Origin of the sequence: Ancylobacter dichloromethanicus, assembly GCF_018390645.1 — a bacterium.
In the GTDB taxonomy this organism is placed as follows: Bacteria; Pseudomonadota; Alphaproteobacteria; order Rhizobiales; family Xanthobacteraceae; genus Ancylobacter; species Ancylobacter dichloromethanicus.
Genome location: NZ_JAHBGC010000028.1, coordinates 1 through 20,821, shown reverse-complemented (window position 1 = coordinate 20,821; position 20,821 = coordinate 1). Strand labels below are relative to the sequence as shown.

Annotated in this window: 22 protein-coding genes and 1 pseudogene; 9 read left to right on the top strand and 14 right to left on the bottom strand. The window is 64.3% G+C overall.

Going from position 1 to position 20,821, the window contains the following annotated elements:
• Window positions 1-37: 37 nt before the first annotated feature.
• The gene (locus tag KHC23_RS14410; protein WP_213373360.1) at window positions 38-298 is read right to left on the bottom strand and encodes a hypothetical protein; all 261 of its coding nucleotides are present in this window, start codon (window positions 296-298) and stop codon (window positions 38-40) included.
• Window positions 299-753: 455 nt separating this feature from the next.
• On the opposite strand from KHC23_RS14410, the gene KHC23_RS14405 reads away from it, so the two are divergent.
• Complete coding sequence (locus KHC23_RS14405; RefSeq protein ID WP_246544621.1) at window positions 754-1,503, top strand: helix-turn-helix transcriptional regulator; 750 nt, start codon at window positions 754-756, stop codon at window positions 1,501-1,503.
• Between the two features lie 45 nt (window positions 1,504-1,548).
• Here KHC23_RS14405 and KHC23_RS14400 read toward each other — a convergent pair whose 3' ends face one another.
• Together KHC23_RS14400 and KHC23_RS14395 are read right to left on the bottom strand one after the other, a co-directional pair.
• Window positions 1,549-3,879 carry a relaxase/mobilization nuclease domain-containing protein gene (locus KHC23_RS14400; protein ID WP_213373359.1) on the bottom strand — a complete coding sequence of 777 codons (2,331 nt, stop codon included), beginning with the start codon at window positions 3,877-3,879 and terminating at the stop codon, window positions 1,549-1,551.
• Window positions 3,876-4,304, bottom strand: coding sequence for a hypothetical protein (locus tag KHC23_RS14395; RefSeq protein ID WP_213373358.1), 429 nt, complete (start codon window positions 4,302-4,304; stop codon window positions 3,876-3,878). The genes KHC23_RS14400 and KHC23_RS14395 overlap by 4 nt, the downstream gene beginning before the upstream one ends.
• Window positions 4,305-4,844: 540 nt before the next feature.
• Here KHC23_RS14395 and KHC23_RS14390 point away from each other — a divergent pair.
• Together KHC23_RS14390 and KHC23_RS14385 are read left to right on the top strand one after the other, a co-directional pair.
• Window positions 4,845-5,546 (top strand): ParA family protein, encoded by a 702-nt coding sequence (locus tag KHC23_RS14390; protein ID WP_213373357.1) that lies wholly within the window; start codon window positions 4,845-4,847, stop codon window positions 5,544-5,546.
• Complete coding sequence (locus KHC23_RS14385) at window positions 5,543-5,968, top strand: hypothetical protein (protein WP_213373356.1); 426 nt, start codon at window positions 5,543-5,545, stop codon at window positions 5,966-5,968. The genes KHC23_RS14390 and KHC23_RS14385 overlap by 4 nt, the downstream gene beginning before the upstream one ends.
• Before the next feature lie 41 nt (window positions 5,969-6,009).
• Here KHC23_RS14385 and repC (KHC23_RS14380) read toward each other — a convergent pair whose 3' ends face one another.
• Complete coding sequence (repC, locus tag KHC23_RS14380) at window positions 6,010-7,221, bottom strand: plasmid replication protein RepC (RefSeq protein WP_213373355.1); 1,212 nt, start codon at window positions 7,219-7,221, stop codon at window positions 6,010-6,012.
• A 308-nt stretch (window positions 7,222-7,529) separates the two neighbouring features.
• Between repC (KHC23_RS14380) and KHC23_RS14375 the strand changes: the two genes are divergently transcribed.
• Together KHC23_RS14375 and KHC23_RS14370 are read left to right on the top strand one after the other, a co-directional pair.
• Window positions 7,530-7,817 carry a helix-turn-helix domain-containing protein gene (locus KHC23_RS14375; protein WP_213373354.1) on the top strand — a complete coding sequence of 96 codons (288 nt, stop codon included), beginning with the start codon at window positions 7,530-7,532 and terminating at the stop codon, window positions 7,815-7,817.
• A 133-nt stretch (window positions 7,818-7,950) separates the two neighbouring features.
• Window positions 7,951-8,322, top strand: a complete 372-nt coding sequence (locus tag KHC23_RS14370; RefSeq protein ID WP_213373353.1) for a helix-turn-helix domain-containing protein — start codon at window positions 7,951-7,953, stop codon at window positions 8,320-8,322.
• A gap of 121 nt (window positions 8,323-8,443) precedes the next feature.
• Here the strand turns inward: KHC23_RS14370 and repC (KHC23_RS14365) are convergent, their stop codons facing one another.
• The 8 genes and pseudogenes from repC (KHC23_RS14365) to KHC23_RS14330 all read right to left on the bottom strand — a co-directional run bounded on the left by repC (KHC23_RS14365) (window position 8,444) and on the right by KHC23_RS14330 (window position 15,521).
• Window positions 8,444-9,676: a plasmid replication protein RepC gene (gene repC / locus KHC23_RS14365; RefSeq protein WP_213373352.1), complete on the bottom strand. Its 1,233-nt coding sequence runs from the start codon at window positions 9,674-9,676 to the stop codon at window positions 8,444-8,446.
• A gap of 223 nt (window positions 9,677-9,899) precedes the next feature.
• Window positions 9,900-10,919, bottom strand: coding sequence for a plasmid partitioning protein RepB (repB, locus tag KHC23_RS14360; RefSeq protein WP_213373351.1), 1,020 nt, complete (start codon window positions 10,917-10,919; stop codon window positions 9,900-9,902).
• A gap of 2 nt (window positions 10,920-10,921) precedes the next feature.
• The gene (repA, locus tag KHC23_RS14355) at window positions 10,922-12,118 is read right to left on the bottom strand and encodes a plasmid partitioning protein RepA (protein ID WP_213373361.1); all 1,197 of its coding nucleotides are present in this window, start codon (window positions 12,116-12,118) and stop codon (window positions 10,922-10,924) included.
• A 590-nt stretch (window positions 12,119-12,708) separates the two neighbouring features.
• Window positions 12,709-12,864, bottom strand: coding sequence for a hypothetical protein (locus KHC23_RS14350; RefSeq protein WP_213373350.1), 156 nt, complete (start codon window positions 12,862-12,864; stop codon window positions 12,709-12,711).
• A gap of 243 nt (window positions 12,865-13,107) precedes the next feature.
• Window positions 13,108-14,196 (bottom strand): annotated as a pseudogene (locus KHC23_RS14345) (hypothetical protein).
• Entirely contained in the window at window positions 14,193-14,630 is a 438-nt protein-coding gene (locus KHC23_RS14340; RefSeq protein ID WP_213373349.1) for a type II toxin-antitoxin system VapC family toxin, read from the bottom strand. The pseudogene KHC23_RS14345 and the gene KHC23_RS14340 overlap by 4 nt, the downstream one beginning before the upstream one ends.
• The gene (locus KHC23_RS14335) at window positions 14,627-14,905 is read right to left on the bottom strand and encodes a type II toxin-antitoxin system Phd/YefM family antitoxin (RefSeq protein ID WP_213373348.1); all 279 of its coding nucleotides are present in this window, start codon (window positions 14,903-14,905) and stop codon (window positions 14,627-14,629) included. The genes KHC23_RS14340 and KHC23_RS14335 overlap by 4 nt, the downstream gene beginning before the upstream one ends.
• 253 nt (window positions 14,906-15,158) lie before the next feature.
• Window positions 15,159-15,521 (bottom strand): hypothetical protein, encoded by a 363-nt coding sequence (locus tag KHC23_RS14330; RefSeq protein WP_213373347.1) that lies wholly within the window; start codon window positions 15,519-15,521, stop codon window positions 15,159-15,161.
• A 180-nt stretch (window positions 15,522-15,701) separates the two neighbouring features.
• On the opposite strand from KHC23_RS14330, the gene KHC23_RS14325 reads away from it, so the two are divergent.
• The gene (locus KHC23_RS14325; RefSeq protein WP_213373346.1) at window positions 15,702-15,965 is read left to right on the top strand and encodes a WGR domain-containing protein; all 264 of its coding nucleotides are present in this window, start codon (window positions 15,702-15,704) and stop codon (window positions 15,963-15,965) included.
• Between the two features lie 209 nt (window positions 15,966-16,174).
• Here KHC23_RS14325 and KHC23_RS14320 read toward each other — a convergent pair whose 3' ends face one another.
• Together KHC23_RS14320 and KHC23_RS14315 are read right to left on the bottom strand one after the other, a co-directional pair.
• On the bottom strand, window positions 16,175-16,483 hold the full coding sequence (locus KHC23_RS14320) for a DUF736 domain-containing protein (RefSeq protein WP_213373345.1): 309 nt from the start codon (window positions 16,481-16,483) through the stop codon (window positions 16,175-16,177).
• A 566-nt stretch (window positions 16,484-17,049) separates the two neighbouring features.
• On the bottom strand, window positions 17,050-18,150 hold the full coding sequence (locus KHC23_RS14315) for a tyrosine-type recombinase/integrase (RefSeq protein ID WP_213373344.1): 1,101 nt from the start codon (window positions 18,148-18,150) through the stop codon (window positions 17,050-17,052).
• Window positions 18,151-18,274: 124 nt separating this feature from the next.
• Here KHC23_RS14315 and KHC23_RS14310 point away from each other — a divergent pair, with 124 nt between their 5' ends.
• The 3 genes from KHC23_RS14310 to KHC23_RS14300 form a co-directional block, all read left to right on the top strand.
• Complete coding sequence (locus KHC23_RS14310; protein WP_213373343.1) at window positions 18,275-19,216, top strand: DUF1403 family protein; 942 nt, start codon at window positions 18,275-18,277, stop codon at window positions 19,214-19,216.
• A 1-nt stretch (window position 19,217) separates the two neighbouring features.
• The gene (gene scpB / locus KHC23_RS14305) at window positions 19,218-19,880 is read left to right on the top strand and encodes an SMC-Scp complex subunit ScpB (protein ID WP_006023657.1); all 663 of its coding nucleotides are present in this window, start codon (window positions 19,218-19,220) and stop codon (window positions 19,878-19,880) included.
• Between the two features lie 88 nt (window positions 19,881-19,968).
• Window positions 19,969-20,821 (top strand): AAA family ATPase (locus KHC23_RS14300; protein WP_213373342.1); only part of this gene is annotated, 853 nt, incomplete at its 3' end.

The following is a 20,821-nucleotide window of genomic DNA, read 5'->3' as shown; positions in this document are numbered from 1 at the left end:
TAGGAAATATAATGGTCAGGACAGCGAAATCAGCGCCTTACTTGGGAAATGTGGGGCAGAACAAGCTTTGCGGATCGCTCATGCTCGCCGCAGCGATCGCCTCCAGGCGGCCCTGCTCGGGGGCGCTGGCGGCCGCCACCGTTTCCTCATAATTGCTTTTGTTCAGACGCGTGATGAATGTACGCGTTCCCGGCAGGAAGTTCAGATCTTGGCTCCTGGGCAACGCCAGTGCGGCCCCGTCCAGCGAGCCAGCTTCGACGTAGCCCTCCCTCTCGAGCCCCGAGGCATCCAAATACATGGCCGCCCCTCCCATTGGACATTACTTATCGTACGTTAGCGTACGATTTAAAATCGTCAAGACACGTCAGCCGCATTGCGAAGTGCTTTTTTGGACAACGACATTGAGATGGGTGACCGGACGCGATAGGCTCACAGAATGCGAAATCCAGATTTGATTTTGGTGGACGTCAGGGGCAGGCGTAACGGACGCAAGAAGGCCGGATAGGTCGCTGACATTTTCAAGACGACGCGGCACACCATTCTCGACTACGAGGAGCATGGCATCATTTGCCCGAAGAAGACGACTCTACGATGCAGTCTGAATTCGGATGCACGGTAATATAATCGGCTGTAGGCGAAGACCAGCGCCACTCAGCTAATGCCGAGTTGCCTCAATAGTCTGAGACTTATCTCGGAACAGAGGGACCTTCAGTTAGTCGAATATTGCCTATCGATGCGGTGGCGAGGAGATGAATGGTTAATCGCGCTGCCAAGATGGCCCGGCATCTTCTGAAAACTTGGGATTTCATCGAGAGGATGGAGCAAGCCCCGGACGCACTCGGGGTCGAAAACTGCTTGATCGATTTAGCAGCCCTATTCGGCTTTACGACGGTCTTTGGCGGTGTCGTTCCTAATCCAAGCGTCTCCCGGGAGGAAATTCCATCGCGCATCCTGGTCCAGAGAATGCCAATCGAATGGACCAAGCGATACAACGATCGCGACTATGTCTTCCGGGACCCGATCGTTAGTCATCTGCAGAGTGTCCGAGCTCCCTTCTCATGGGATGAGGCCTATGCGGCATCGCTCAACGCCGCCGACGTAAAACTGATCCGCGGCGAAGCCGGCGAGTTTGGACTCCGTATCGGTCATGTCGTACCGGTGCCGACGCTTGATGGAAGCCTCGCGACGATTTCCTTTGGCGGCGAAGCCCCGGAAATGAGCGCCGACGCGAAGGACGCGCTGACCTTCGCAGCCGCCTACGCCGTCGGCCGCCTCTTGCACGTCCCGCGCCGGTCCGTCGACGTCGAGGTCACCATGACCCCGCGCGAAACCGACGTCCTGCTCTGGGCGGCGGAGGGCAAGAGCGATTGGGATATTGCAACGATCCTCGGCATCTCCCGTCCGACAGTGCTTAAGCACATGCGCTCGGCGCGAGACAAGCTCGACGCGATGAACCGTACCCACGCGGTCGTCAAGGCCATTCGCGGCCGGCTCATTCCGTGAGCGTCTTCCAGAACCCTCCCATGCTCGACCCGGCCACCGGCAACGTCAGCGGTTCGACGGCGACGACGTGGCCATGCTCTGGCCCTTCTGAGACTGAGCCTCCGCCTTCTGGCTCGCCTCGATATCGCGGATGATCTGCTCCTGCTCGGCGCGCAGGCGCGCAAGCGCATCGGTTTGCAGGACGGCAGGAGACAGCGGCTGGCCAGGATGCTGAGCCAACGACCTCGCGGCTTGGGTAGCGGCCGCCGCCTCCCGCGCCTCCTGCGCCGCCGACCTTTCCATCCCCGCCACCACGGCGCGCTCTGCGCTGAGCTCGCGCTGGGTGGTGGCATTGAGCCCGGCCGTCGCCTCTTCCTGGCGCTCCGCCTCAACGGCTCGGTCGGCCAGACGAGCTGCGCCGACGGCCTCTCGCACTTCCCGGACCTGCATCTCTCGCGCGCGCTCGACGAGCCGGGCGCTATTGGCGCCAGTGATGGCTTCTACCTCCGCCGGGGTCATGCGTTCGACACCGCGCTCGGAGGCACGCTGGAGATCGACGCGGTTGGCAAGTGTCTCGAGATACCGGGCGGACGCTTCGCGGAACTGCTGCTTCGTCTCGCCGTCGAGAAGGTCGCCGGTGCGCGACACCGCCTCGTTCATGAGGCGCAGATCTCGGACCATCTGCTCTGATGACACGGCCATGGCAGGCTCCTCCTTTGTGAGCTGGTCAACTCGTCGTTCGATGGTGTGCAAAATGGCTCCGACGGTCTGCGCCATCACCAAGCGTTCGAGCATGTCCTTCGCGATGGGATTGCCAGGCTGATCCGCCGACACGGTCTTCCAGGCAATGAGGCTCTCGTTGACGGCCTTCCGGTCGTCATCCGATCTTGGGAGCCGGATGGGATTGGTGCGAGCCGTCTCGATGCGCTGCCGCGCATTGTCGATCAGTCGCCGGTTGGCCGGATCGGCAGCATAAGCGCGATCGCGCGCCTCACGCGAGGCGCGTGGCCGCTCCGCCGTATCGACGATAGCCTTGTCTCTTGGCCCATAGCTTTGCGAGGAGGCGCGCTCACGGGCCGATGTCGCCACGATCCTGAGGCCCTCGGCCTGGGCGTGCTGCGCATAGGCCTGGCGCCACTCGCGGAAGGTTTCCGGACCGGGGTGGATCTTCTGGCCCGACTCGCTTTTCACAGCGATGACCGCGTGCACATGGATGTGGCCGGCGGATTCCTTGTCGACATGAACGCCGAACATGAATTTATGGTCGGCGAACCGGTCCTGCAGGAAAGCCCGGGCGGCGCGACGCAGGGCCTCGACATCGGTGCCAGCCTTTGCCGACAGCATGAGGTGCATCGTATCGCGGACCGACTGCGAACGAAGTGCGGGTCCCCATTCCCTCCCCGCAATCCGGGTCTCGGCGACATTGGCGATGATCCTGCCACGATCGTCGCGCGCCGCTCCATGCTCGATAAGCTTGTTCAAGCGAAAGGTGACGCCGTCGCGGCCATGATTGCTCATGCCGGGCATCACCTGGACGGCGTCCGTTCCCGTTCCGGTCGCGGCCTGGACCCGCTCGCTGATCCGGGCCTCCGAGGTCCTATCGAAGCGCTTCTGCGCGACGCCGCGCCCGTCATCGCCCGCCGGCGCGCTGCGAACACGGAACCGCTCCTTGGCGGTGCCGGCCAGCGCCACCACAAGACGCGCCTCGAGCTCTCCTGAGGCGGACGTATCGAGCCGATAGGCGTAGCGATGACCCGCAAACCCCGCGGCGATCGCCTTCTCGTAGATCTCGCGTCCCTCGTCGGAATCTCGCACGCCTTCCAGCTTCATCCGGACCGCGGCGACATCCTGGCTTTCGGCGCGTTTCGAAAACGTCGTTGCCCAGGCCTGGATCTCGTCGGCCACGGCTTCGCGATCGGTGAGCATCCGTCCGTCATGCGTCTCAAGAGGCACGTCCTCACGCTGGACATATTGACCCGTCCTGGTCGCGCGGGTCGCTCCGTGTGCATAGGACAGGACCTTGACGACCGCGGGCTGGTAGCCCGCCGCGAGCTGCCGGGCTCGGCCGACAGCCCCCTGCCCTGCCCCCCCGCGCCTGCCGCTGATCGGCGCCGAGCGCGATGGATGGGCGCAACCCAGCTGCGCGCCCCCCCCTCCTCCCGATGCCTCCTCCAGGGAGCGCGAGCGCTCGTCATCCCGCCCGCCGGTAATGCTCTCGCCGCGGATGATCCTATCGGCCGCCGGCATGTTCGAGGGCGGCGCACTGCGCGCGGAGCGCCGCCTCTGCTCGTCATCCAGCAGACCCACTCCCTGCCGCGCCCGCGCGTCCGCACTGATTGCGCTGCGCGTCGCCTCGACCCGCGCGATCCACTCCGCGATCGCGGCCGCGCGGCTCACGCCGGATCCTCGCTGTGGATCTCATTGCGCAAGGCAAGCTTCGCCGCCCGTCGCAGCTTCGAGCCGTAAGCGACGGTCATCTCGGTCAGTTCGTCATTCACCGCGGCGACGACCTCGTGCAGGCCACGCCAGACCGGCTCGGTGTCTTCGATCCGCACCGCCTGGCCACGGTGGATCGCACGCAGGACCTGCGACAGGTTACGGCCGACCATCCGAACCTGACGCGCGAGCTCGACAACGGCGCGCGTGTTCTCGGCCGACAAGGCGGGCCCGGCCTGCACCGAAGCACGGATCAGCCGGCGCACAACTTCGGCCTTGGGCAGCCCGAACAGCACCACCGCTTCCTGCAGGCGAGCCTCGTCCGCCTCCGACAGCTCGGTCCGAAGCCTCGGCTTGCGTCGCGGACATTTCACGGAGCTGGCCATAAGCGCTCCCCTGCCCTTCCCAATCGCCCGGCATCCGGCCACCTGGCCGAAGCCGCATGTGCCGGCATCGACACGATGTCGGCACCAGCGCACCCGCGCCCTCTTCGGCTGCGTCCAGCAGCCGTCCCCGGGTTTGGCCCACAAACCGATATCTTGTCAACCAACATCTACTAAACTGTATGTAACGTCGACAAGCCGAGACACTCGCACCGTCAATCCCCTCCACCTGGAACTCGACCGGCCGCCTGGCGCGGAGCGCGACCGAACTGCGGTATTGCCGCAATACGTTAGTTCGCCGTGCCGGCAATTCCGCATCGCGCGAGTTCGGCAATCTCTCAATGCCGCAACCCGGCAGACCTATATGTCACCTTTGCCGTAGTGCTGGACACCGGCAACACCGCATCGCCGACATGCCGCTTCACCGCACACCCACTTCACAGCAATGCCGAACAACACGAGAAGCGAAACGAGGCATTGCGGTAGAGACATTATATTGTATGTTCGTCTTCACTTCACACGCGTCTTGAATCGGAGGCAACCGTGCCGAGCGTCTTTGCAGTGGCGAACCCGAAGGGAGGCAGCGGGAAGACCACCGTCGCGATTATTCTCGCCGGCGAGTTCGCCAAGCATGGCTATGCGGCCGTCATCGTCGATGCCGACCCGCAGGGCTCGTCCTATCAGTGGCATGCCTCCTCGGTCGCCCGTGGCCTCAGCCCTGCCGGTGTCGACCTGGTGCGCGCGCCTGATGAAGGCGCCCTCGTGCAGGCGCTCGAGCGGCTCGGCGGCTACGACGTCATCGTCATCGACACGCCCGGCTACTATGGCGGGGTTCTGGTGCAGTCGGCACTGCGGGCCGACCTCGTGGTGCTTCCTTGCAAAGTCCACACCTTCGACGCTTCGCAGGTGGTGCGCACCATCCGCAATCTCGAACAGCACGCGGCCGCCGCGCAGCTCCCGATGAGCCAGCATCGCGTGCTGTTCAATGAGTATGATAGCCTCGATCGCAACACGCGGCCCCTGCGTGAGGTCGTCGCCTATCTCGATGCAGAGCGGGTTCAGGTCTGCTCCAACGCGCTCTACCGGCGCGTGACCTTTCGCACCATGACGAGCGGGTTCGGCACGCTCTACCAGATGCCGGACAAGGATGAATCGGTGCGAAAGGCCCGGTACAACGCCGATCAGGTCGTGCGCGAGCTGCTCGCCGCGAGCCAGCCGGCCTCAGACGACGAGACGGCGGCATGAGCGAGGACGCGACCAACCCGAAACTGGACCGCCCTGCCCTGCCCCGCGACGCCTTTCGTACCCAGCGGGCGCCGCCCCCTGCCTTAGGCATCCCGGCCGTTCAGCCGGTCGTGATCACACCACGCTATGAAGACCCCGTCGCACCGAGATCTCGGCCTGACGTGGCGGACACGCCAAAGTCCGCGACGGCTGCCCGGAAGGAAGCCCGAAATCCGCCGCGGGAAGGCTGGCGGCGCAATCCGTTCGAGGGCTATGGCGAGCGCACGTCACAACGTCCCTATGCGCTGCGCCTGCCCGATCCGATCGACCTTCTGCTGCGCCAGCACGCAGCCGAGGAACGCACCCAACCGCTCCGCATCGTGGATCGCGCCCTGTACGACTACTTCAAGCGGCTCGGTAGCCTGCCACCGACGACCGAATGACGGCAGCGGCCTGCCAGGGCGCCCGCGCGCAGAATACCTGGTCAGGTTTTTCGACCGGGGGAGAAGGATGGAAGTCGTGAGGGTGCCGGACCGGCGCCGGCGCCTCGGCGGGCGCCATGCACCGCCATCACCATCCGCCACACCGAGAATTGGCCAGCCTGCGCCCGACGGGTGAGGTTTCGCAGATATCCGCCCGGGCTACTGATCGCGACACCACGCTGGAGGATTGCGGCAACGACGATCGCGGCCGTCTCCCGCCCGAGCGCCTCGCACGCCTCGGCCCACGCGCTCGGGCTGATTCCGAGCATCGGTCGAACAATGGTCGCCGCGGCGATGAGATCTCGCAGCGTGTGAATGTCGCCGCGAACATAGTCGATGATGTCAGGGCAGGCCTCCAGTACCAGGGCGAGAGGCACGTCGCGCTCGCCTGCAGCTGTCTCGTGACCCCCGGCCGGGTCGCCCGTCACCGACCTCTCTTCTGGATCGCATAGCGGCGTCGCGTCCGAACTGGGCGGTGTCGATGGGAAGGCCGCGTCCAACAATGCATGGACCTTGTGCCCGAGCTCGTTGAGCTCAGCCACGATCAATTCGAGCTCGCGTGGTGACGACGTGCGCGGAATCGCGGCAACGATGGTCTGGTAGCGCCGGTGATAGGAGGCCCAGTCTCCGGGAAGCCCGGCATCGAGACCGGCGGCGATCATCTTCACGATGTCGCGCCGGGCGAGCGATATCTTCATCCGGTGGGTAGCGAGCGCCCGCAGACGCTCGCGCGCCGAGTGCGCGAGAGCCGCGAACTCCTCCGCACGCGCGACGAGGGGGCTTAGGTCAAAACCGAACGCCTGCTCGATTTCGCCGGCTGGCGTCTTTCTCGCGAACCTCTTGCCGTTGGCGCTATCGCGCCGCAGGACGATCCCCTGTGCCACAAGCGCCGCGATGTGCCGGCGCAGCGTCGACGGCGCCATGCCATGCGTGCGCAAGGCAAGCTGACGATTCGAAGGGAACACGACGATATCGGCGCTTCCAGAGGTGAGGACCGTGTTGGGATGAAAGGTCAGAAGGGCGTTGAGGACCGCCAGTGCGCGATCCGAAAGGCCCAGCGTCGACTTCAGCTCGCAAAGCTCACGGAAGATCTGCCACTTGTGCACCGGCTTGCCCGGCTCGCACTGGCTCACCAGTCGTTGGATCTTCAGCACCCAGGGCGCGAAGGCGCCGCCCCCGAAGGGGCTCATCGGATTCTGGCCGAACACCTGCATTCGCAACCTCTCCTCTTTGGAGAGCGCGGCAAAGAAAAGCCGTGGCGCAAAAACGCACGTCCCTTGAACTGTCAGGTGGGGCGGTCTAGGATGCCATCATCACATCGTGGCACCGTCAGCGATTGCCGTCGCCAGACTGCCTACCCTCTCGGAGAGACTCGGCGCTGCCGGGTTTTTCTTTGTCTGACGCTCTTCACCTCGTTGAATCGAATCCGTACATTATATTGAATGTTGACGAGTCGTCCAACGGGTCCGAATGTTCGCCGACCCGCGACAATCGAGGTCTTTCCAAGCGTCGAGATAGAGCCATGAAGACGAACGCCAGCGGCGCCAAGACCAGCCGCGCGCAGCGCAAGAGCTCTCTTCTTCACGGCTTCCAGACGCAGTTGGAGGCCTTTCGCGCGCAAGCCGGTCTCAGCCGTCGCGCTTTCGCAGACCGCTTGGGGATTCCACGCTCGAGCTACTTTCACCTGATGAGCGAGGCGGGAAATCCGAGCCTCGATACGGTCGAGCTCATAGCCGAGCGGGTCGGCGTCGAACCGACCTCGCTATTGCGTGCCTCCTGCCCCAAGTCGAAGACGTCGGGAGAAAGCTGAAGGCAGCGATCGGGCATTTCGAGTCGGATCAATGCCTTAAATTGGCGTATGGACGACGTCCAATATACTAGACCTTGGAAATCGTGTATGGGTGAGAGGTGGTCATCTCCATCCTCATCCCTCCAAGGACGCCATGTCCCCCGTTCGAAAACCTCTGCCCGTTGATCACTCGATCCTGAACGAAATGCTCGCGATCCGGCTGCAGCAGCTCGAGATCGAGAACGGCGGCATGGAAGCATTCTTTCCCAAGACGGGCCTGGCGCGCGGTACCTACTACACGATCGTGCGGGGCATCGGGAATCCAACCCTGAAGACGATGGAGCGTATCGCCTCGAGCCTGAACATGACGGTGTTCGAGCTCCTCGGCTTCGAGGTGGCCGATGCTCGCCGGGCGTTGAAGAAACACGGCGTCGATTATGACGAGCTGACCACAGCCATCGCCAAGAAGAACCGCGCCGATCGTACCCTGGCGCGCCAGACGAGGTCCCGCAAGCTCCCCGCATAATCTCCGGTTCTGCGGCTCCGGCGCCGCGATGCATCAGATCCCCCTGCCCCGCCGGACAGACGATGGATCATCGAGACCCTTCCTCGACGGACGGGCATCCGGCACGGCCGCGCGGCTGTCATCACGCAATTCGCTTCGCGCGCAGCTGGGTATTGATTTGCGACATGAGGATCGGCCCCAGAGAGAATTCGCCGGCGCGGGCTTTGTCCGTCAGGCCGCGCAAATAGCCGCCGGCCGAACGGATGGCCTCCCCACGCTGCAGAATGCACGCTACCACGACGGCGGCCTGCTGTTCGCCCATGATCGCTTGCGCCTCCTCCCAGGCGCTGGGACTGATCCCGAGCATCGACCTCACCACCGCGGCGGTCGCCAGCAGATCCCGCCAATTGGAAATTCCGCCCTTGGCATAGTCGGCGATATCGGGGCAGGCGTTCATCACCATCCCCAGTGGATAGATCGCTTCCGCTCGTCTCGCCGGCTGGGTGTCTGGCTCAGGCCTCCCCGCTCCGCTTTCTCGAAAAGCAGGTTCAGGATCAGTAAGGGGATTTGGTTTTGAATTCTGTATGTGGCGCTCATTTATAGCATCACTGGCGCTCGTTTTCGTGGATTTAATGTGCATTTCTAGGGTGTTGAGGATGTCGTCGGCGAGTTGCGTCAATTCCTCGGCCACACGATCGAGCTCGGCGCGCGTCGGCGCCCGCGGAATCCCGTCGACGATGCCGCGGAACGCCGCGTAGATATCCGGCCAGGCTGAGCTCGAACGCCCGTTCCCTGGCGCGGGAACGCTCTCCTCGATGGCTGTGGCGATCATCTTGGCGATGTCGCGCCGACACAGGGTGATGCGCTCGCGCGCCAGCTTCACAGCGCGCGTCTCCGCTTCGAGCTCCGCCGCGAGGGCCTCGAATTCTTCGGCCCGAGCCAAGAGCGGTGAGAGATCAAAACCGAACGCCAGCTCGACATCGCCCGACGCTCCCTTGCGGGCGTACCGCTTCCCATTCGGGCTGTCGCGCCGGATCACCAGCCCGGCGTCGACCAGGACCGCGAGATACTTGCGCAGCGTCGATGCCGGCATCCCGTGGGCGCGCAGCGAGAGCTGCTGGTTCGACGGGAAGACGATCAGCCCATCGGCGCCGCTGAGCGTCGTTTCAGGATGGAAAGTGAGAAGCGCACTCAGAACGGCCAACGCACGTTCGCTGACGCCCAGACGCGGACGTGCGGTGCAGATCGTTCTGAAGATCTGCCACTTGTGGACGACCTTCTCCGGCGGCCGAGCCGTTGACGCGATTTGTGTTGCCACATGGGCAAGTGTCAGCGATCGCCGCCCAAAGGGCGTCGTTGATTGATAGGGTTCCATGTCTTTGCCTCAGCTGGGCAAAGGAAATCCGCTCGCCAAAACGGCGCCGTCTCGCATCGAGACTCTTGACTGCGATTCGCGGAAGTGATTCTCTATCAGTCGCCAAACGTGAAGAGGGCTTCCGGGACGGAAACGTTTCGGGGGCCTTTTTCTTTTGCCGTTAGTTCTCCTGGTTGGTCAGGTTGCCTCGGTCCAGCCGGCCCATTCCGGCTGGGCAAGCTTCTCAGCTATCGTGCTCCGTCGCCTTGTACTCGTCGTAGAGACTTTGCAGCTTCTCGCGGACGAAGTCGCCAAATCGCGGGGCGACACGATCATCAAAGGTCAGAGTGGTCTTCTTGCCATTGCGCATCACTCGCGCGGCATGTGTCCCATCAGTGGCCGACCACGGTTCTGGACGAGACCTGGTTGCCGTCGTCCGGATGGCCGACACTATGGACTCGAAGCGCTTGTCGCTCTCCAGGTCCTGAAAACCGGCGGCCTTGACATGCGCAAGCGCACGCCGGCGATTGTCGTCCTGCTCGAGCAGATCGGTTAATTCCTGCCACCTGACCCGACCGAAACCCGGCGCGGCGCCGATCGCCTCGATCACCTCCAGCGGGACGCGGGTCGCAACCGTGATGAGGCGTGACAAGGCAGCCTTGTCGACGTTGAGCGCAGCCATGATGGTTTCGCGTGAGAACTTGCGATCGAGAAGTCGGGCGGCGAACCGCGCGCGCTCGATGAAGGTCAGATCGGTTCGGCCACTATTCTCTTGCCCCTGCGCGACAACCAGTTCGTCGTCGGACAGAACGCGCACCACGGCGCGCACCTTGATACCGAGGGAACGAGCCGCGCGTAGACGCCGGTGGCCGAAGGCGACCTGGAAGCGATCAGGAACCTCAGGATGGGGACGCACGAGAATCGGAGAGTTCTGCCCATACTCTCGGATGAGATCTCGAAACGCCGCCTCGGCGGCTGCGCTCGCTTCCATTCGGTCGGGAACGAAGGAATTGTCCACGACCGCCGGATCAAGATCGACGATCGTCTGTCCTTCGACAAGCTTCTTCTCAAGCTCGTCGGCGCGCTTGACCTTCTCTGACATCCCGCCGAGCGTCTGCGAGATCGCCCCGAGGGCCCCCGGCTGCTTCAGCGATCGATCCAATCCAAGAAGAGGCCGGACCTTGCTCGTTGGAACCGCGGTCGGAGCCTCCTGAGAGGCATGCGGTTCCGCGACCGGCAAATCGAAACTGATCTTGCGAGCCATCCCTAGCTCCTCTTCCATACCTGTTTGATCAGTGCCTCGATCTCGCCATTTACGAGGTCGAGGGATTCGATAGCGCGATCGTAGGTTGCCCGCGTGAACTGCTGACGGTCGACTTCGTACAAAGTGTGCTTTGTCAGCCCAGCATCGGCGATCGCTGTGCTCTTCACCATCGGATGGGTAAGAACGCGCTCGCCCAGGATCGAACGCATCCAGCCAACCAGCTTGGTCTGGGGCGCGTCGCTCGGCTCGTAGCGCGTAACTAGGTAGCGCATCCAATCATATTCGGTCGCAGCGCCGGCAGCGGCGACAACATCGAGCAGGCCGGCCATCATATTGAGAAACTGCGACATAGACATGATGTCGAGCATTTGCGGGTGGACCGTGATGAGGACGGCGGTCGCCGCACACAACGCCGACAAGGTGAGGAAGCCGAGTTGCGGCGGACAATCAATCACGACGACATCATAGGCGTCACTCACCTGCGCGAGCGCCTCGCCAATCCGCGAGAAGAACATCGATTCGCGGCCCTCGCGGGTCATCAACGCCTTCGGTGTCTCATGCTCGAACTCCATGAGCTCAAGCTGGCCAGGAATGAGATGAAGGGTCGGAATGTAGGTCGCTCGCACAATCTCGGCCATCTCGCGGCGCTGGTCGTCGTACCGAATTGCGCCATAGAGCGTATCGTTGTCAGCGACGTCGAGTTCGGGCTGCAGGCCGAAAAGTGCCGACAAGCTCGCTTGCGGATCAAGGTCGATTGCGAGGACCCGATAGCCGCGGAAGGCGAGATACTCAGCGAGGTGGGCCGCAGTTGTGGTCTTGCCGCTCCCACCCTTGAAATTCATGACGGAAATGACCTGCAGCGGGTCTCCTTCTCGCCGATGCGGCGCATAGCGGCGCGCGCCCTTCCCCGACCCGTCGAGGAAATGGCGCAGATGCTCAATGTCTTCGATTGAATAGAGCCGCCGACCATTGGCGAGTGGCTCCGGCCCCCGCCCCTCAGAGGCGAGTTGGCGGAGATAACCCTCTGCGATGCCGATGAACCGCGCCGCTTCTGCGGGAGCAAATCGCCGAAGCGTCTTTTGTGCCTCGGGCGGAAAGTCCGCCATCTGGCGGGCACGCAGCCTCAGCGACAGCTCTGCAGCATCGGCATTGATGAGCGATCGCAGATCGCGGTAGGTGTCGCTCTTGGGTGTCGGCATAGCGGACATCAATTTCTCTGCATCTGCGGTTTTTTGAGCAGGTCAGCCCAAAAAGCGTTGATCCTGAGTTATGCCCGATTCTTGTGTTGCCGCAAGGACTATTGGGTTAACGAGAAGTTAACAGCCGACGGATGATTAGGTGATTCGGCGCGGACTGCGCGGTCGCGACGTAAATCCGCACAGATTGATCCCGACCGTTTCGGCGATACGACGACGCCAAACCGCACGAATCGACGGCCGTTGTACGCGGACAACTTTGTGTGGCCCTCGCCCCGCGAATCGAGGTCCTGCTAAGGCGGCGCCCGCTTGGTGTACGGTCACAACTCGCCCGCGTCCATTCATCACCGGGCACGCGAGGTACGTGCTCCGCTGGCTCGCGCTCGTTCCGGCAAGGTCCTTGGGCTTCGTGCGCCATTGTCGCCGAGGGAGTTGTACGCGGACAACTTAGGAATTGGCCCCTCTCCGCCGCAATCAGTCAGAAGCCTACCCCGAATGACCGCCACGATGCCCATTGCACACGGACATCGCCGCGGCCATTTGGTCGGGTGTCCCGCGCGGTAAGAAGCCCGGAGCTGTACTCCGGCCCTCGCTCAGCGTCGCTTGCCGATCAGGTTGATCGATTGCGGCGCGAGCGCCCTCCCCTCGGATCTCTCCCAGTACGGATCGCCACGAAACACCCGCCCCCGTTCCAACATCTGCTCGTCCGAGCCTTCGTTCGGGATATCAACCGGGAGACCGATTGGCATTCCTCCTCCATCATCAGCGTCGGCTGTCCTCGTCGATCTGCGTCGGGGATCAAGGCCACGACCGAAACCCGGGTCGAACGGTGTAGCCAGCTCCGCCGTGGCCTCCGCGATCCGACGCCCCACCATCAAGGGCCCGCCCCGGCCACCGGCTCAAAGGCCATCGGCGGGATCGTTAGGTCCGCGGTGCCGGCAAAGCCAGCCGACCTACAGACCAAGCTCAGCTTGTCATCCAGGGGCATCTCATTAGAACCCGTAGGTCCTACCTACCCAGCGCAACAACACGGCAGCGTCGCAATCGGGCAGGCGCACACGGTTGGCCTTCAGACCTTGGGCGATCGCGTTGCCGACATCGGGATCGACCCAGTTGCCGTGGATCATCAGGAAGAACCAGCCGAACGGCAAGCCGACCTCACGGTCGCTCGCCTCGATCCTGTCCATCAGATTATGAACGGACGTACCGTCAGAGATCTGGAGCCGCTCGTTCGGAACGCGCAGCGGCCGCGGAATGAAGCAGACTTCGCGCTCGCCGCGATGCTCGTATTCGCGAATATCGAGCGCCCAATGGGTGAACACGCGCGATGCCGACGCACTGGACTCCTCCCAGTCCTGGAAGAATCGCACCTCGCGCGGCACATGCTCGAACCAGTCGGGCACCGCTTCCAGGAAGGGCGTCTCGCGGGCGCCGTCCGGACGCACCTCACGGATCACGCGCTGCTCCACCTCGTGGCGCCGAGCTTCGCGGGTCTCGCGTTCGAGGCGGGCACAGCGACCAAGGAAGCTGCGTAGGTGGACGACGGCGCCGCCGGCGCGGCCACGCAGCCGATAGGCCGGCCCAGCGAGCTGGTTGGCCGGGGAGGGCGCATCGCGCTTGATCTACGATGGGTCGACCAGTTCATCCTCGCTCCAGGGTCGATAGTCCCGGTTGACGATCGGGCCGGCGCGCCACTCCGTCTCGCGATCGAGCGTGACCTGGATGTAATCGGCGGCGCCGGGCCCTGTCGGCGCGAAGACGAAGACGCCGGTCCCTCGCCACTCGGCAATTTGTAGATCGGTCTCCTTCAGGCGGCGCCACAGCGCAGCAATGTCACCCCCGTCTTTGGCGAGCTCAGCCGCCATCAAAGGTCGCAGTCCGCCGACACGGGTGCCGTCGGGACGAATGACCGTGCGGGTGTCGCGCCAATAGTCGCCGTCGACATGCGCGAGGCCGAAGGAGAAACCCGGAAAGGCCGACGCGAGGGCTGGCAGCAGGTCCATGTCGGCCGAGGCGGGGTCTAGCCCCGCCAAGATGGAGTCGAGTGTTGCGGCGTCCGGAAGGCGGGAAGGGGTGGTCATTCCGGCGCCCCCTCCTCGCTCCACGGATCCAGCAACGTAACCCCCAGCGACACGAAGTCCTTGATGTTGCGCGTGGCGAGCACCAATCCCCGCTCAAGAGCGGTGGCGGCGAAAAACCCGTCCATGACCGAGAGCGCAAATCCGCTCCTGCGAGCTTGCGCCATCAGGTCGCCCCATAGCAGGGCGATTGCCGGATCGATCGGAACGATGCGGCCGGCGAAACGCACCGGTAGGTCCTCGGCGAGCCACACGGCGAGCGCATCACGCCGCCGGCCGCCATCCATGAGGGCGATGCCCCGACGAAGCTCGGCGATCGAGGCCACGCTGATGAAGGCGCGGTCCTCGTCCAGCGTATCGAGCCAGGCGAGCACTTTCGGATCGGGAGTTGGGCGGCGAACCTCCGACAGCACGTTGGTGTCGAGCAGAAGGTTCATAGCTCGACGTCGCGCGGGAAGTCGCGGACCCGTTCGAGGTCGAGATCGGCGTCACGCAGGGGCGAGGCCAGCAGGAACTCCGCCAGCGTCCCTTTGCGGATAGTCTTGCGCGCCCATTCCTCGGCCGAGACCATGACGACGCTCGGCTTGCCGTGGCGGGTGATGATCTGGGGTTCGGACTGGGCGCGGTCGATCACTTCGGACAACCGCGCCTTGGCGCCGGCCACCGTCCAGCGATCCGATTCCAGCACTGGCGACTTTCCGGAGGCCGTCATAATCTGCTCCAATGACTAGTTTGACTATTCTGACTATAAGGAGAATCCAGCCCGCGTTCAACGGGCGCTGAGCGTGCCGTGCTGCTATGAGGTCGGTGCCGGGGGAACCGAAACGAAACACGACGCCAACCCACACGAGGCAGACAGGTCCGCCGCCGGCGTCCGAACTGGCTCGTCCGCTCAGCGAGGCCACCGTTCGCCAGCATGGCGTCGATTGCAACGTCGATCTGGTGGCCGAAGCCTCCGAGGCGGCTCAGCGCGTGATTTCGTCCGCGCGACTGGTGAGCCTGACGCCCTTCGTAATGTAGATATCCCGAAGCGTCTCAAGCGGCGACGCGGAGCGAACGGTGTTACCCATGGGCATCGTCAATTCCGGGCCAAGGCGCTCGAGGAGTGCCGCCTGGGCGGCACAGACTTCAGCGATGGGATCGGTCGGCAGATCCGGATAGCGGGCGAGAATGAGATCGGCGGCAACCTTCCGGGACGCCGCATATTCGTGTCGCCAGATCAGGTGGCCGAGAACGTGCTCCACTGCCTCATGCAGACTGGGGTAGGCGGCGCTCAAATCCGTGCCTGACGTGATCGAGGCCAGCACCAGCGTCTCGAAGGACTTCACCTGGTCTAGGACGTCACACGTTTTTCAATCAGCCCGAACTCATTTATGTGCCTAGGGATCCCCCCGACTTCGATCGTAACGCCGCCGGGCACCCGAAGCATCAACTGGATGAATCGGTCAGACGCAATCGATTCACAAAACGCGTTGGACGTCGCTTCTGGGGGCGGCCAGACTCGCCCCATGTCGAACTCGGAGACCGCGCCGCTTCATCTCCACCGCATCGATCCAGATCGGAACATGCGGCGGTTCTACGCGCTTGCGATCCAGCCCACCCTGTTCGGCGGTGCCTCGGTCGTTCGCAACTGGGGGCGCATCGGCACCGCTGGCCAATCTATGATGCAGACCTTCGATGCCGTCGGCGAGGCAGATGGAGCGCTGAGCCGGCTCGCGCGGAGCAAGAGGCGGCGAGGCTATCGTGACGCGGACACGAACGAGACCAGCTGAGAAGGCGCACCGGACTGCTTGAACCTCGTTCCAGGCACCGACGTAGGCACGTCCAGCTCGTCACCGTGGTCCAGATGCTCGATGAGCTTGTCGCCGTCCCACGAGCCCGGCCCCCGGGGCTTCGAGCGCTCCGGCTCGGGGCTTGGTATCCTCGGCGTGATGTGTAGGCGATGAAGGCCCCGCCGTTTGGGCGGGGCCATTTGGGGAGGTCAGTCGCGGTTGGGGCGGGACCAGATGAGCTGCAGGTCGCTCTCTCCTTCGACCTCTACCAGGGTGGCGTAGATCGGAGCGGGGAAGCTCGGATCGTCCAGCTTCACCGAGAGGTAGTCGCGGCCCTCGTTCGAGGTCTTCTGCCAGGCCGCCCCGAGCTCGACAGCGCCGGCGTAGATGCGGAAGTGCGGGCCCTTCTCGGTCGGGGTCTCGACCCGGACGATCCGGGCCTTGGCGTTCAGGGCGAGCGTGCGAACCGTGCCGGTGAAGCCGTTGCTGTTGGAGGTGAAGGTGCCGATGGTCGCCATCGTCGTGTCCTCTTGAGGTTTGCGAGCCGCGCCCATCGCGGCCTCGATGGCGGTCGTCAGACCGGAGGCGATCGGCCTGCACCCCACCGGGGCCGGAACAGAGTGGAGGGCGGCCGAGGCGCGGCTTTGTTGCCTCGCGAGGAATGGGCGACGCCCAGGGGAAGAAAGTCGCGACCGGCCGTTGCCGGCGAAAGAGCGAGGCGACGCGCCAGCGTCGCCGGCCTTCGGTCAGACATGCCCTATCGAGGACGACGTGGGCGGCCCGGCCAAACCCCCTCGCGTGACACGGCAGCGACCCTCCCAACCGCACCCGCTGGCAACAGGCCGCTCTCCTGCACAACCGCCGCCCCCTCCGGCGCCGAGGCTCCCCCACCACGGGGGAAACCCGGGCACCAGGTCCACCACCACGCCTTCTTCCGGACTGATCGTCGAGCGTCGCTCCGGCAGGGCAGGGGGACCGACAAGGCCGCCCAGCGAACAGTGCAAGCTGGCAAGCCGATCGCCGCCGAAGAGTGCCGTACCCCGCCCAAGACGAAGGGATGCCGCAGCCACATCGGACTTGCCGCCTACAACCCGGCGGCCTTCGTCAGATTGACCCGGAAGCGGTCGCGTCGCCGCTGGTAACGCCTCGTCATCTCGGCCGAGGCATGGCCGAGCTGCTTTTGCACGTAGCGTTCGTCGACCTCGGCTGAGGAGGCGAGACCGGCACGCAGCGAATGGCCGGCAAACTTCATCTGCCGCTCACCCTCGCTGAGGTCGGCCCGCACGCCGGCGGCGAGCGCGGTGCGCTTGACCAGCCGCGCCACCTGCTGGTCGGTGAGGCGGTCCGGGCCGACGTCCTTGCCCTGGCCGGTGACCCGCCGGAACAGCGGTCCGTGACCGATCTTCGCCAGCTTGAGCCAGATCTGCAGCGCGACGACCGGGCAGGTGGAATCCGACGAGCCGCGGCCGATCTCGACCTCGCGCCAGCCGTTCTTGCCGCGCAGCGTGAGCAGCAGCCCCTTGTCGAAAACCTCGACCCAGCCGCGGCCGTCCTCGGTCTGATCACGGCCGGCATCGAGGGCGACGATCTCGGATCGCCGCAGCCCGCCGGCAAAGCCGAGCAGCAGCATGGCGCGATCGCGCAGGCCGCGCAGCGTGCCGCGCTCGAGCGTCTCCAGCATGGCGATGACATCCTCCGGCAGCACGGCCTCCTTCTGCACCGGTGGACGGCCATGGGTGTTGCGGATGCCGGCGAGCACGGTGGCGATATGACGGTCGGCACGGTCGAGCGGCGTGCCGCGCTGGACAAAATTCCAGCTCAGAGCGGATAGGCGCCGTTCGATGGTGCTGACGGAGTTCGGCTTGCGATCGGTCGTCGCTGCGCCCGACGCACAGGCGGTGATGTAGAGCCCGACGACCTGCGGATCCGGGGGCAGGGGAGAGAGTGCCTGGCGCCGGCACCAGGCGGAGAAATGCTTCCAGTCCGAGGCGTAGGCGCGGCGGGTGTTGGCCGAGCTCGCGGCCTCGACGTAGTCGCGGGCGCGCTCCGTGAGGCGTTCGAGATGGGCGGGCAGGGCGGTCGACATCTCCGGCGCGGAAATGACGACGGGTGGCGGCGCTGGAGGGGAGGGCGCTGGGGCCTCCCGGGCGTCGTTTTCGGGGCTTTGAGGGCTCGCTTCGCGCATGTCTCCATATAAAGAGAAGAACGAATGATAATGCAAGATTATCGGTCGTTTTTATTTTCCGACAGGCGCGGCGGTTTTGTGCGATTTGGGTGGCGAAAAGCGCCGCGTGGAGATAGGCTCGATCATGGCCTCACGCGCGCGACTCATGCCCGATGCCCCGCCGACCTTCCCGCCGTTTCCGGGCTGGGTGCGGCAGGGCGTGACGTCCGAGAGCGTTGATGACGCGATGTTTTCGGCCGGCGCCGCGCTCGCCGCGATCCATCCGATCGCGCGCAGCGAGCATCCATTGGGATCATTGTGGCGGCATCGGCTGTCGCTGTCGAACGCCGCGGTGCTGGCCCGGCACGGCGGACGCACCGAGGACGAGGCGGCGCTGCGCGACGCCTGGTATCTGCGCCGCGACGGTGACGATCCGGGCCCGGGCGGGCGCATCCTGAAAGCCTGGCGGCATCTCGGCGAGCGCAGCGCCATGGCGTCGAAAGACTGGACCCTGCGGTTGTCGGCGCTGTTCGAGGTGCGCTTCAGCGACGCGCTCGAGGATGTCGTCGCCCAGGCCGACAAGCTGATGACCGGGCAGGGGAATGCCGTCGCGGCCGCCGCAGAGATTGCGGCGGCCAGCCTGCGCTTCGTGCCGCAAAGCGAGCCGCTTGCCCTGTGGCTCGCCGACATGATGCTCGCCCACCGCCTGAAATGGCCGATGGCGGTGCCGCTGATCGCGAGCCAGATCCGCCGCGGCGATCTGCGCGTGGCTGTGAAATCCAACGTGGCGGATGAAGCCTGGCCGAGGGCCTGCGCCCAGGCCTATGCGCGTGCGGCTGCAAGCGCGGCGGATCTCTATGTCGAGCTGGCGCGGCGCGCCGATCGCCTGCTGGCGGCGGCGCCGAAGCTGCGCGGCAAGGACGCCGACACCATGGTGGCGATCCTGATAATGGAGGATGCGCAGCCCGCGGGCGCCGGCAAGACCGCGAGCGACCGCAGCATGCGCCGCCTGTTCGAGCGCCTGGTGGCGCTCGGCGCCGTCCGCGAGCTGACCGGCCGGCCGACCTTCCGATTGTACGGGCTCTGACATGGGACGGCGGGCGCGCGCAAAGACGGATCTCGACCTCGACCTCGCGGACCTGCCGCCTGAACTGCGTTGGCGCGAATGGATGGGCCGCGTCGAGGCGGTGATCTTCGCCTCGCCGGCGCCGGTGACGCGCGAGGTGCTGTCGCGCGTCGTCGGCCGCGATTGCAATCTCGACCTAATCATTGACGACATCCAAGACGAGCTGCGCGGCCGGCCCTACGAGCTCGTTTCCGTCGCCGGCGGCTGGCAATACCGCACCCGAAAGAATTTCGGCGATACCATCCGGACGGCGATCGGCGGCGGCGCCGACAAGTCCCTGTCGCAGGCCGAGAACCTGATCCTCGCCTGCATCGCCTACTACCAGCCGATCACCCGCAGCGAGCTGTCGCAGTTCTTCGGCAAGGAGGTCAGTCGCGACACCATCGGCCACCTGCGCGGCCTCGGCTTCATCGCGGCCGGACCTCGCAGCCCGCAGCCGGGCGCGCCCTACACCTATGTGACGACCAACGGCTTCCTGTCGCACTTCGGCTTCAACACGCTACGCGACCTGCCGGACATGGAAGCGCTTGAGGACGCCGGCCTGCTCAGCAAGGAAAAGTTGTTGGCGGGGGATATTCCCATCGCTCCCGGCGGACTCGTTGATGAGGATGATCGCCTAGATTGAACGACCCGTCGGATTGGCCAGTGGTGATAATATCGCCTATGTCGCGATTCGCGGGTGCGGCGTTTCACGAACTCAGCATCGAGGGCGCATGAAGATCGCCAAGGTAAAGATCACCAACTTCAAGTGCTATGAGGAGACGTTTTCTCTCGCGCTCAACGATGCCCTGAACGTCATCGTCGGCGGCAACGAGTCCGGAAAGACCACGATCCTGGAGGCGATCCACTTGGGCTTGACCGGGATGCTAAACGGCCGCCCGCTCAAAAACGATCTGACCAGCTACCTCTTTAATTTGGCCGCGCAGCAGAAGTACGTCGCCAGCCTGAAGACCGGGTCACCCTTACCGCCGCCGGCGATCACCATTGAGCTGTTCTTCTCGGGAGACTCGAGCGAGTTGGCCGAGCTCGAGGGCGACGGGAATTCCGAGAAGATTAAGGCAAGCGGCGTGATATATCGCGTCGAGTTCGACGAGGAGAATTACAAGGGTCCCTACGAAGCGCTCGTGGCGGCCGGGGAGCTGACCTCCATTCCCGTAGAATACTATGCTGCGACCATGCGGTCGTTCGCGCGCAAGGGGATCACCTCGCGCAACATTCCGATCAAGTCCGCGCTGATTGATTCATCCAGCGCCCGGCTTCAAAACGGGTCCGACGTCTATGTCTCGCGGATCATCCGTGACGTGCTGGAGGAGACCGAGCGCGCTTCGATCTCGCAGGCGCACCGAAAGCTGAAGGAGGCTTTCGTCGAGGACAAGAACCTGAAGCTGATCAACGATCGGATTACTAAGGCCGCCAAAATTAGTCAGAAGTCCGTCTCCATCTCTGTCGATCTGTCGTCCCAGACCGCCTGGGAAAGCAGTCTGATGACCTACATCGACTTCATCCCTTTCCGGGGTCGGAACAAGAGCAGTTCGAAATCGTACGCTAAGGTCGAACGGAGCAGGA

Coding starts and splice junctions, on each gene's coding strand:
- KHC23_RS14320 (WP_213373345.1), bottom strand. CDS start 16,483: ATGGCGACCATCGGCACCTTCACCTCCAACAGCAACGGCTTCACCGGC.
- KHC23_RS14325 (WP_213373346.1), top strand. CDS start 15,702: ATGTCGAACTCGGAGACCGCGCCGCTTCATCTCCACCGCATCGATCCA.
- scpB (WP_006023657.1), top strand. CDS start 19,218: ATGGGACGGCGGGCGCGCGCAAAGACGGATCTCGACCTCGACCTCGCG.
- KHC23_RS14410 (WP_213373360.1), bottom strand. CDS start 298: ATGTATTTGGATGCCTCGGGGCTCGAGAGGGAGGGCTACGTCGAAGCT.
- repA (WP_213373361.1), bottom strand. CDS start 12,118: ATGCCGACACCCAAGAGCGACACCTACCGCGATCTGCGATCGCTCATC.
- KHC23_RS14315 (WP_213373344.1), bottom strand. CDS start 18,150: ATGCGCGAAGCGAGCCCTCAAAGCCCCGAAAACGACGCCCGGGAGGCC.
- KHC23_RS14350 (WP_213373350.1), bottom strand. CDS start 12,864: ATGCCAATCGGTCTCCCGGTTGATATCCCGAACGAAGGCTCGGACGAG.
- KHC23_RS14335 (WP_213373348.1), bottom strand. CDS start 14,905: ATGACGGCCTCCGGAAAGTCGCCAGTGCTGGAATCGGATCGCTGGACG.
- KHC23_RS14340 (WP_213373349.1), bottom strand. CDS start 14,630: ATGAACCTTCTGCTCGACACCAACGTGCTGTCGGAGGTTCGCCGCCCA.
- KHC23_RS14385 (WP_213373356.1), top strand. CDS start 5,543: ATGAGCGAGGACGCGACCAACCCGAAACTGGACCGCCCTGCCCTGCCC.
- KHC23_RS14310 (WP_213373343.1), top strand. CDS start 18,275: ATGGCCTCACGCGCGCGACTCATGCCCGATGCCCCGCCGACCTTCCCG.
- KHC23_RS14405 (WP_246544621.1), top strand. CDS start 754: ATGGTTAATCGCGCTGCCAAGATGGCCCGGCATCTTCTGAAAACTTGG.
- KHC23_RS14375 (WP_213373354.1), top strand. CDS start 7,530: ATGAAGACGAACGCCAGCGGCGCCAAGACCAGCCGCGCGCAGCGCAAG.
- KHC23_RS14395 (WP_213373358.1), bottom strand. CDS start 4,304: ATGGCCAGCTCCGTGAAATGTCCGCGACGCAAGCCGAGGCTTCGGACC.
- repC (WP_213373352.1), bottom strand. CDS start 9,676: ATGGAACCCTATCAATCAACGACGCCCTTTGGGCGGCGATCGCTGACA.
- repC (WP_213373355.1), bottom strand. CDS start 7,221: ATGCAGGTGTTCGGCCAGAATCCGATGAGCCCCTTCGGGGGCGGCGCC.
- KHC23_RS14370 (WP_213373353.1), top strand. CDS start 7,951: ATGTCCCCCGTTCGAAAACCTCTGCCCGTTGATCACTCGATCCTGAAC.
- repB (WP_213373351.1), bottom strand. CDS start 10,919: ATGGCTCGCAAGATCAGTTTCGATTTGCCGGTCGCGGAACCGCATGCC.